Here is a 9180-nt window from a genome sequence, read left to right as displayed (position 1 = left end):
TACACGACGCTATTCCCATCTCACTCAATTAGTTCGTGAAAACCAGACGATTGTTGTTGAGAATTTAGCCGTTAAGAATATGGTCAAAAACCCGAAATTATCTCAGGCAATATCTGACGTTAGTTGGGGTTAAATCACTCGACAATTAGCCTATAAATGCCGTTTGTACGGCAGAAATTACCTCGAAATAGATATATGGTTTCCTAGCTCTAAAATGTGTAGTAATTGCGGGTATATTGCTGAGAAAATGCCGTTAAATGTTCGAGAGTGGGATTGTCCAGACTGTGGGACTCACCATGACCGAGATATTAACGCCAGTAAAAACATTTTGGCCGCAGGGCTTGCGGTGTCAGTCTGTAGAGCGACCATAAGACCAGAACAGAGTAAATCTGTTAAGGCAGGTGCGAAAAATCCTTCGGGAAAGAAGCAGAAACTCAAATCGTGAGGTTTGGGAATCGCCGTCCGTTTTACGGCGGCGAGGATGTCAAGATCAATATTTTTTCTCTCTCATCCCCATGACAAGCACTGATCAATCTCAACCCCTGCCTAGGGATGACTATTTTCACTACCAAAATTGTTGGTATCCTGTGTTATTTGTGCAGGATTGGCAAAAAAATCCCTACTCTTTCTCTCTTTATGGGCAACCATTGCTAATATTTCGCGATCAGCAGGGAAAATGGGGCTGTTTGCTTGATCGCTGTCCCCACCGCTTGGCTAAACTCTCCACAGGACAGATGATCGCTGGTCGTTTAGAATGTTTGTACCATGGTTGGCAGTTCGAGACGGATGGAAAATGTTCCCATATTCCCCAACTGCCAGTCAATACCCCGATTCCCCGCAATGCCAAGGTTAAATCCTATGGGGTGGTGGAACGTCAGGGAGTCCTCTGGGTTTGGTTAGGAGAAGAGGAAACAGCGAAAGAAAGCGATATTCCTATCATCAAAGACCTAGAAGACCCCAATTGTGTCCATACCGATTATGTCATCGATTTTCCCTACGAACAGGGCTATTTACTCGAAAATCTCCTCGATCCCGCCCATGTTAATATTAGCCATGATCGCAGCGAATTCGGGGCAAAACGGGAAAATGCTCAACCGTTAGCCTTCCAAATCCTCGAAATCTCGGCGCGGGGAATTCGCAGTCAGTGGCGCAATAGCCGCAATCCGCAGGAAAGCTGGAAATATCTGGATTTTATAGCCCCTAATCTCGTTCATTATCGTTTTTCTCTGCCTAATCCCGATTGGTGTGCTGGATTGGCTTTATACGGGATTTCTCTCAGTCAAGGTCGTTCTCGCTTACTGGTGCGACGTTACCAAAATTTTGCCGTTAACTCCCGTCAATACCGTTGGCGCTGGTTGGAACATCTGCGTCAAAGTCGCATCCTCGAAGATGATCTACCTTTAATTCAAAGTCAGCAGCAAATGGTGGAAAAGTCAAGAGATAGTTTACAAAAATTATACTTACCCTTAAAAAGTTCCGATGCCTTGGTGATTGAGTTACGTCAATGGTTCGATCGCTATGGGGACTCTTTCCCCTACTATCAAGGCTACACCAGCCAGCGGACAACGGCGATCGATTTATCCGATCCTTTACCCCTCGATCGCTATTCTCGTCACACTGTCCACTGTCGCACCTGTAGCACTGCCCATGAAAAAATGGTAAAAACTAAACAAATCGGGATTTTAATGGGGATATTATTAGCTTTACTGGCAATTTTATCCCCAAATCACTCTATCTATCAAATTACTGCCCTTATTTTCGCAATTTTGGCTTTGGCAATAGCGATCGCTGCCAATTACACCCGCAGAAAATTTGAACGCACCTATGAGAAAAAAGCCCATACCAAACTACAGTAATAAGTAGGGTTTGCTGAAAAAGTTTATTGGTGGGGTTAGGAGTCAGGAGAGTTAGGGATAAGATTTCTACTACAAAAATCTGCCTAAATCGAATTCGGTTGTGGCGGTAATTTCTCGAAAACGTTCTTGACTGATAATTAACAATAATCTTTCAGTATAATCCACCGCACCGCGCAATTCTCGTTCTAATCTTGCTAAACCGGCGTTGGCATATTCCTCGAAAATTGTCACTCGCAAAGCTTCCGAATCTACCCCGTGGGGAGAAAGAATTTTCGTGTCCTGGAATTCATTGACTGCCAATAATTTGATTAGGGTATCGTAGCCACGAGAAATAAAAATTTCCAGGTTAATAGGTGAGGGTTCCTTCGCCACATTCTCTATCGCCACTCTCTCTTGATATTTTACCCCTAAAGCCGCCGCAAAAGCGATGACATCAGCATAGGTTTGAAAGGGTCCAATTCCCTGATTAAAATTAACTAAGGACTGGACAAATTCCCCTTTATCTCTAGCAATACGCACCCGATTAATGGACATATTTATCAAGTAAAAAGTAAAAAAGTTTACAAAATTCAGGAGATAGGAGTTAGGAGTATTTATGAACTAATTTATCTATCCCCTACCCGCTATCACTGGTTTAAGGATAAGTTTTAATTAGTCCTTTAGCTTGGTAAACATGAAATTGTTCGATGGCGACACCACCGCGCTTGATCGGAATGACAGCTACTTTAGTTATATCTTGGAAATAGGGACGGTAGCGATCGATTATTTCTGGTCTTTCTAGAGAACTATTCGTAGTAATTAATAAACCATTTTTACCAATCCATTCTTGAGGATTAAACCAAATTTGATAACCCCTTTGATCGTTGTTAAAACAGGTGACGGGAATAGGAACTAGGGGATAAAGGGCCATATCTAGCCATGCGGTCACATAAAAATTATGGGTAAAAACGAAGCTAGAATCTTTTAAGAGTGCTAATAATTCGGGAGAATTAGCAAAGCCTTGGCGCAGTTGATCGATATCGACAATTTCCCGAGAAGGGTCCTGTTCTGGGGCAATAATTCCCCCAAAGATTGCGTATTGACTAGGTTTTTGGAAAGTGCCAAGGGTAACGTGAAGCATTGCTATAGATAAAACAGTAACGATAAAAATTCCTGACCCCCATAACCATCTTTTTACCCAGATTCGAGAAGATTGCTGCCAAGTATTGGCCTTTTCTCCTAATAAAATTGTGCAGGACCAGAACCCGGGTAAAATCCAACTAGGGGCGAGATAATGGGAAGCACCCACATAAAGCATTCCCAGGATTAAAGGCAGAGAAACCGAGAGAATTAACCATTTTTTTACTGATTCTTCTTCTCGATGAAAAAATCTTTTTTTCGAGATAAAATTAGGCACTTGTTCGGCAAAGCTTTTAAATGTCACCCACCACATCGGCAGACCGAAAGGAGGAAACATCGTGGCGATACTAATGCCAACAACCGAGAGAATACCAAGAATATTAAAGGTTTTGGGTTCTCCAGAAAAACGGTCTTCTAAATGAAAGCGAAAGGAAATCCAATCATGGTTAATATTCCAGTAAATAATCGGCAATAAAGTTATCAAAAAGAGAATAAATCCTAATCCCAACCAAGGCGATCTAAATACAGGCCAATAGCGGGGAGTGGTCAGACAAAATAAAACTAAACCAAAGCCCAAAATAAAGCCGTGATATTTACTTAAAACCGCCAATCCTACGGCAAGTCCAATATAAGCGAGACGATAGCTAGGATGATAGTTTTTTTCCCGAATTGGCCAGAATTCTTGGGCAGCTAAATAGACTGTTAATGACCAAAAAAAGACTAAAGGACTATCTGGCTGCGAAAGAATCCCGAAGACGATCCCATAGATGGGGATAAGAGTGGCGATCGCTAAAGTCATTCTGGCGACCGGCAGACTGAACAATTTTAAAGCTGTCAGATATAGCAAGCAGAGGCTGCCAGTATAGAGGAGGAGAGTACCGAAGCGAATGGTAAATTGATTGACTAATCCCGTGATCCAAGTCCCAAAACCCGTGGAAATCGCTACTATTGGCGGATGATCGAAATAACTCCAATCCAGATTATGGCTGTAAACGTAATAATATGCCTCATCGTACCCCGGATAAAGCCCCAGGGCGATGATTATTCTAAACAGGAGTCCACCGATGAGCAGATAAACGGCAATGCGGTCGCTAAGTATTTTGGTCAAAATTCTTACCTCATTTCATCGCTAAAACTGATGTTAGAGACGGGAGATTTTTGGGGTTGCCAGATTCGAGATTTGGGTTCTTCGGTTTGTATTATGCAATGGACGGGGTTATAAGGGATGAAACCCTTATAGCTTATAGAGAAAGAAAGACGTTTAGCGATTTTTATCAATTGTTTTCGCTCTAGAACGAACTAATTTAAATCTCTTGCCAGGTAAGGATTTAGTCGATTTATGCCACCCACTCGAACCATACCAAGTAACAAAGAGCCTTGTTTGCAGAGAATTAGAACTAGCTAATTTTTCCTCAATCCAGTCTTTGACAATAGCTTGTAACGGTAAATCACGACGCTGACTTTCTTGCTCAAGAGCCTCTACCATCCATGAGGGAAACTCAAACGCAATTGTTTGTTCCTCGGAATTAGAACGTTTAATTTTAGTTAAATCCAAGTATTCGATGATATTTTCTCCATCATCAAATTTGCGGTCAAAATCTTCAGCTTTCATAAATTTCTACCTCTTCAGGTCTAGAGCGTCGGACTGAAATAATACGGATTTTGGTTTGACGATAGATAACTACAGCTGACCAATGCTTACCTGCTATTATACCAATAACAACAAATCGTGGTTCATTTTTTGTTTGGGCTGGAATTTCGACTTTTTGGGAATCTAACCATAATACTTGAGCTTCAACAAAATCTAGACCATGTTTATTTTTGTTAGCTTGGCTTTTATTAGGATCAAATTCAAATTCCGGTTTTTTCATTCTCTTGGCTTCGTTTCCGTGGCTGCATCTCAATTGGGTCGAAATATCTATATTACATTTTCGGCGCACGCAGTTCGATAAACTCACTGTCCACTAGGCGCCCCTACCATAATATTATGGTAGTGACTGTATTGGCAAGAGTCATAGTATAATTAAACCAAGAAATTTTGGGATTCCCTTGCTGCTGTTATCAGTGAGCAGTGAACAGTAAGGTGATTTCCTCTAAAGAAATTACCAGAGGATCAATTATCTGCTGTCAGAGCTTGGCATTGTTAAACTCTGCCGAAGGTAAATTTGTTCTCGGAAATCACCTAAACAGTAATCAGTAGTTTTCACCTCACACTGTCCACTTAAAACTGCAATCTGATCACTGATAACTGAAATCCCCAACACCCGACACCCTAATTTATTGATTTAATAAAACCGACCACTGCTGCAGGAGATAAAAACTATGTGTATTCTGGGGTTTGATCCGGGTAAGGATAAATGTGGGATCGCAGTCAGGTCATCGACGGGGAAAATTTATACCCATGAGGTGATAGCATCGTCACAAGCGATCGAGCGTTTAGCTAGTCTCTGTCAACAATATCCGATCGAATTATTGGTGATGGGGAACCAAACCACCTCAAAAAGTTGGCGCCAAAAAATTGCCGCTCGTGTCACCATCCCGATTACTCTAGTGGATGAACGCAATAGTACCCTAGAAGCGCGCGATCGCTATTGGCAAATGTTCCCCCCCAAAGGATTACAGAAACTCATCCCCCAAGGTATGCGTCTTCCCGATCGCCCCATTGATGATATAGTGGCGATTCTACTGATCGAACGTCATTTACAGTCCAAATAATGTCACACTACAAATTAGACACAGCAAGGTGAATTGACGATGCTCCTAAGTAAAGGTTTTGAAGTGGAAATGTACACCGGAACGGCAGCCGGAGAAATTATCGGGTTATCCGATCGCATTGTCAAGGATTTAGATGGTTTTGTCCGGGAACCGGATAGTCGTAACGTAGAATATACTACGGCTCCCATGACTAACTATGACCGTCTTTTATGCGCTACTTTAAAACCTCGTCTGGCTCTACGGCAATATTTGCGTCGTTTAGGCGATTATACCCTAATCCCCGGCAGTACCCTCTCCTTGGGCGATAGTCAACATTTTTATCGCAGTGACCCCCACAATCCCTATCATGACTATATCGAACAGACCTACGGCACTAATGTGGTCACGGCCAGTATTCATATTAACGTCGGTATTAGCGATTATGAGGATTTAATGCGTGCCTGTCGCTTAATTCGCCTAGAAGCTCCTTTATACTTGGCTTTAAGCGCTTCCTCTCCTTTTCTCGACGGTAAAATCACTGGCTCCCATTCCCGTCGTTGGCAAGTTTTCCCCCAAACTCCTGCTTATGTTCCCCTCTTTGAAAGTCATAAACATTTTGTCACCTGGACCGAGGAACAATTAAAGCTCGGTACGATGCAGAATGTTCGTCATCTCTGGGTGTCAGTACGTCCTAACGGTAGCAATCGTCCCCATAATCTCAATCGTCTAGAATTGCGAATTTGTGACCTGATTGCTGATCCTATTAGTTTATTAGCAGTTATGGCTTTTTTAGAGGCCCGTTTAACTCAACTTTTACAAGATCCCCAATTAGACCCCTTAATTTTAAGTCAATTACCCAGCAGCAATCGCAGCGAGGATTTATTGACTTTAACCCAAGAAAACGAACAGGCTGCCGCGCGTTTTAGTCTTGATGCAACCCTGAGACATTGGTACGATGGCCGAGAAATCTTAGCGAGAGATTGGATTAAAGACCTCTATGTTCAAGTTTATCCGATCGCTAAAGAAAAGGGTTTTAGTTGTTTCCTCTCCCCCCTACAAAAAATCCTCCGCGAAGGTAACACCGCACAACAATGGTTAAAACAATCTGACCAAGGTATGGATGTTAAAAGTATCATCAAACAGGCGATTATTACCCTAGAAAAACAGGAACGAGAGTTAGAACATAAATTATGTCAGCATATTTTAGTCGCGTGAATAATTATTTTAAGGCCATGGTAATTAAACCCTGTTGACCGAGAAGAATTTCCCGCAGCAGCGTACAAATTCCCACCCAAATAATCGGAGAAATGTCAACTCCTCCCAAGGGTGGTATGAGTTGACGCACGGGGACTAAAAAAGGTTCCGTTGGCCAGGCAATAATATTAAAGGGAAAGCTATTTAAATCTACCTGTGGATTCCAAGTCAGCACGATCCGTAAGATAAACAAAAGGGTCATCAACCCTAAGATAATTCCCAATGTCCAACTTAATGCGATCGCTGTGTCCATAGTCTCCAATCCCGTCTTTTTTACCGATTATCTTCCCTAAAATATAACAGTTTTTGTCCCATTTAATCATCCTAATCGCCCCAGCACCCTGCCAGTTATTCTTGTCAACCTCCCGGGTAAAAATGCCGCCAATAAAAAGTTCCAATAGGGCTTGACAAACCAGCCCGACTTGACTTATACTTTTCTTATAATGGGAATCCGTGTCGTCCTGGAGACCCTCTCTTTTCAGGCCAGATAACGACCATCTTCTTTTGCTGACCTCAGAAGTAATTAGGGTTGGCTGAACGTCAGTGGAAGCCTTGCTAGAAAAGGTTTTTACGACTTTTTCAGAAAAAAGTGCCAGAAACAAATGTTGAGAAATCGATCCGAGGTACTCAAAACCCTTGCACTTTCGCTCCTCGATTGCAAAGGGTTCCGCTTCCCAGAGTGCGAGGTTATTCTGACTTCCCCTACCGAAGACCGGCGGCCAGATATTGACTCGGAGACTCCTGACTCGGAGACTCCTGACTCGGAGACTCCTAACCCCACCAACAAACTTTTTGCCGCAAACCCTAATCAAAGATGACAGAATTTCGCATCGAGAAAGACAGCATGGGAGAAATTCCCGTACCTGCCGATAAACTTTGGGGAGCGCAGACCCAAAGATCCCTACAATACTTTAGTATCGGTGATAATCTCATGCCCCGGGAGATGATCGGGTCCTATGCCATTCTCAAAAAAGCCTGTGCAATTGTCAATCAGCAAAAAAATCGTCTCAGTCAGGAGAGAAAAAACCTTATCTGTCAAGTCTGCGATGAAATTTTAGCTGGACAACACGCGGATAACTTTCCCCTCTACGTTTGGATGACGGGAAGTGGCACCCAGTTTAACATGAACATCAACGAAGTCATCTCCAATCGTTGCAGTCAACTGACGGGGAATCCTCTGGGTAGCAAAACTCCCGTGGACCCCAACGATCATGTTAATATGTCCCAATCGACTAATGATTCCTTTCCCTCGTCCATGTATATTGCCGTTGCCTTGGCAGTCAAGGAAAAATTAATTCCCAGTCTGCAACTATTACGGAATAGTCTCGATGAAAAAGCGCAATTATGGGCAAATATAGTTAAAATTGGTCGCACTCACCTACAGGATGCCACCCCTTTAACCCTCGGACAAGAATTCTCCGGTTATGTGGGTTTATTAGATGATGGCAGCGATTGGCTAGAAAAATGTCTAGAAAAAGTCTATCGTTTATCCTTGGGAGGAACAGCAGTAGGTACGGGAATTAATGCTCCCCCAGATTTTGATCGAGATGTGGCTGCCGAAATCGCTAATCTGACTAAATTACCCTTTATTACCGCTCCTAATAAGTTTACCGTGCAAGGTTCCCACGATGCTCTAGTTTTCTTGAGCGGGGGATTGAAAACTATCGCTAGTTCCCTGTATAAAATTGCTAATGATATCCGTTTACTTAGCTGTGGTCCCCGTTGTGGATTAGGAGAATTACAGCTGCCAGAAAACGAACCGGGTTCTTCAATTATGCCGGGGAAAGTTAATCCCACCCAATGCGAAGCTTTATCGATGATAGCAGTGCAGGTGATGGCTAATGATTTAGCGGTGACGATGGGAGGCGCTGGAGGACATCTGGAAATGAATGTCTATAAACCGCTGTTGATTCATAATCTCATGCAGTCTATCCGTTTGCTCACTGATGGTTGCGCTAATTTCTGTCAGTTTTTGGTTAAGGGGATGACTGCTAATCAAAAACAAATTGAGACTTTTTTAAATCAATCCTTGATGCTGGTGACTGCCTTAAGTCCCGTGATTGGCTACCAAAAGGCTGCCTACGTCGCTCATTATGCCCTAGAAAAGGATTTAACCCTGAAAGTGGCAGCCTTGCAACTGGGATACATCAAGGAAGCGGATTTTGATCGCATTGTTGACCCCGCTAAGATGGTCAATCCCTACGTTGCCGATGGTTAATTCTCTGAGGGGTTGACTGCTGTAAAAATCAGAGGTCGC

Annotated in this window: 9 protein-coding genes and 1 pseudogene; 5 read left to right on the top strand and 5 right to left on the bottom strand. The window is 42.9% G+C overall.

What is annotated here, in order from left to right; all coding sequences use genetic code 11:
- Both IM456_RS06950 and IM456_RS06945 read left to right on the top strand, forming a co-directional pair.
- A pseudogene (locus IM456_RS06950) lies at positions 1-445 on the top strand (RNA-guided endonuclease TnpB family protein); the annotation flags it as partial.
- A gap of 70 nt (positions 446-515) precedes the next feature.
- Entirely contained in the window at positions 516-1856 is a 1341-nt protein-coding gene (locus tag IM456_RS06945; RefSeq protein WP_287691383.1) for an aromatic ring-hydroxylating dioxygenase subunit alpha, read from the top strand.
- Positions 1857-1925: 69 nt separating this feature from the next.
- Here the strand turns inward: IM456_RS06945 and IM456_RS06940 are convergent, their stop codons facing one another.
- The 4 genes from IM456_RS06940 to IM456_RS06925 form a co-directional block, all read right to left on the bottom strand.
- Positions 1926-2390 (bottom strand): DNA phosphorothioation-associated protein 4, encoded by a 465-nt coding sequence (locus tag IM456_RS06940; protein WP_287691384.1) that lies wholly within the window; start codon positions 2388-2390, stop codon positions 1926-1928.
- Between the two features lie 100 nt (positions 2391-2490).
- Positions 2491-4083, bottom strand: a complete 1593-nt coding sequence (locus IM456_RS06935) for an ArnT family glycosyltransferase (protein WP_149985332.1) — start codon at positions 4081-4083, stop codon at positions 2491-2493.
- Positions 4084-4236: 153 nt separating this feature from the next.
- Positions 4237-4587: a type II toxin-antitoxin system BrnA family antitoxin gene (gene brnA, locus IM456_RS23510; RefSeq protein WP_253880968.1), complete on the bottom strand. Its 351-nt coding sequence runs from the start codon at positions 4585-4587 to the stop codon at positions 4237-4239.
- A complete protein-coding gene (locus tag IM456_RS06925; RefSeq protein WP_149985333.1) occupies positions 4577-4846 on the bottom strand; it encodes a BrnT family toxin in 270 nt (89 codons plus the stop codon). The genes brnA and IM456_RS06925 overlap by 11 nt, the downstream gene beginning before the upstream one ends.
- Before the next feature lie 451 nt (positions 4847-5297).
- On the opposite strand from IM456_RS06925, the gene IM456_RS06920 reads away from it, so the two are divergent.
- Together IM456_RS06920 and gshA are read left to right on the top strand one after the other, a co-directional pair.
- Complete coding sequence (locus IM456_RS06920; protein ID WP_149985334.1) at positions 5298-5690, top strand: pre-16S rRNA-processing nuclease YqgF; 393 nt, start codon at positions 5298-5300, stop codon at positions 5688-5690.
- 39 nt (positions 5691-5729) lie between these two features.
- A complete protein-coding gene (gene gshA / locus IM456_RS06915; protein WP_149985335.1) occupies positions 5730-6884 on the top strand; it encodes a glutamate--cysteine ligase in 1155 nt (384 codons plus the stop codon).
- Positions 6885-6888: 4 nt separating this feature from the next.
- Here gshA and IM456_RS06910 read toward each other — a convergent pair whose 3' ends face one another.
- Positions 6889-7176 (bottom strand): YggT family protein, encoded by a 288-nt coding sequence (locus tag IM456_RS06910; protein WP_287691385.1) that lies wholly within the window; start codon positions 7174-7176, stop codon positions 6889-6891.
- A gap of 561 nt (positions 7177-7737) precedes the next feature.
- Between IM456_RS06910 and fumC the strand changes: the two genes are divergently transcribed.
- Positions 7738-9141 (top strand): class II fumarate hydratase, encoded by a 1404-nt coding sequence (fumC, locus tag IM456_RS06905; RefSeq protein ID WP_149985336.1) that lies wholly within the window; start codon positions 7738-7740, stop codon positions 9139-9141.
- Positions 9142-9180 lie beyond the last annotated feature (39 nt).

This window comes from Microcystis sp. M079S1 (genome assembly GCF_020246425.1).
Classification (GTDB): Bacteria; Cyanobacteriota; Cyanobacteriia; order Cyanobacteriales; family Microcystaceae; genus Microcystis; species Microcystis aeruginosa.
The sequence above is the reverse complement of the archived record's forward strand: the minus strand, read 5'-3'. Positions and strand labels throughout refer to the sequence as shown.

Coding starts and splice junctions, on each gene's coding strand:
- fumC (WP_149985336.1), top strand. CDS start 7,738: ATGACAGAATTTCGCATCGAGAAAGACAGCATGGGAGAAATTCCCGTA.
- IM456_RS06940 (WP_287691384.1), bottom strand. CDS start 2,390: ATGTCCATTAATCGGGTGCGTATTGCTAGAGATAAAGGGGAATTTGTC.
- IM456_RS06945 (WP_287691383.1), top strand. CDS start 516: ATGACAAGCACTGATCAATCTCAACCCCTGCCTAGGGATGACTATTTT.
- brnA (WP_253880968.1), bottom strand. CDS start 4,587: ATGAAAGCTGAAGATTTTGACCGCAAATTTGATGATGGAGAAAATATC.
- IM456_RS06925 (WP_149985333.1), bottom strand. CDS start 4,846: ATGAAAAAACCGGAATTTGAATTTGATCCTAATAAAAGCCAAGCTAAC.
- gshA (WP_149985335.1), top strand. CDS start 5,730: ATGCTCCTAAGTAAAGGTTTTGAAGTGGAAATGTACACCGGAACGGCA.
- IM456_RS06920 (WP_149985334.1), top strand. CDS start 5,298: ATGTGTATTCTGGGGTTTGATCCGGGTAAGGATAAATGTGGGATCGCA.
- IM456_RS06910 (WP_287691385.1), bottom strand. CDS start 7,176: ATGGACACAGCGATCGCATTAAGTTGGACATTGGGAATTATCTTAGGG.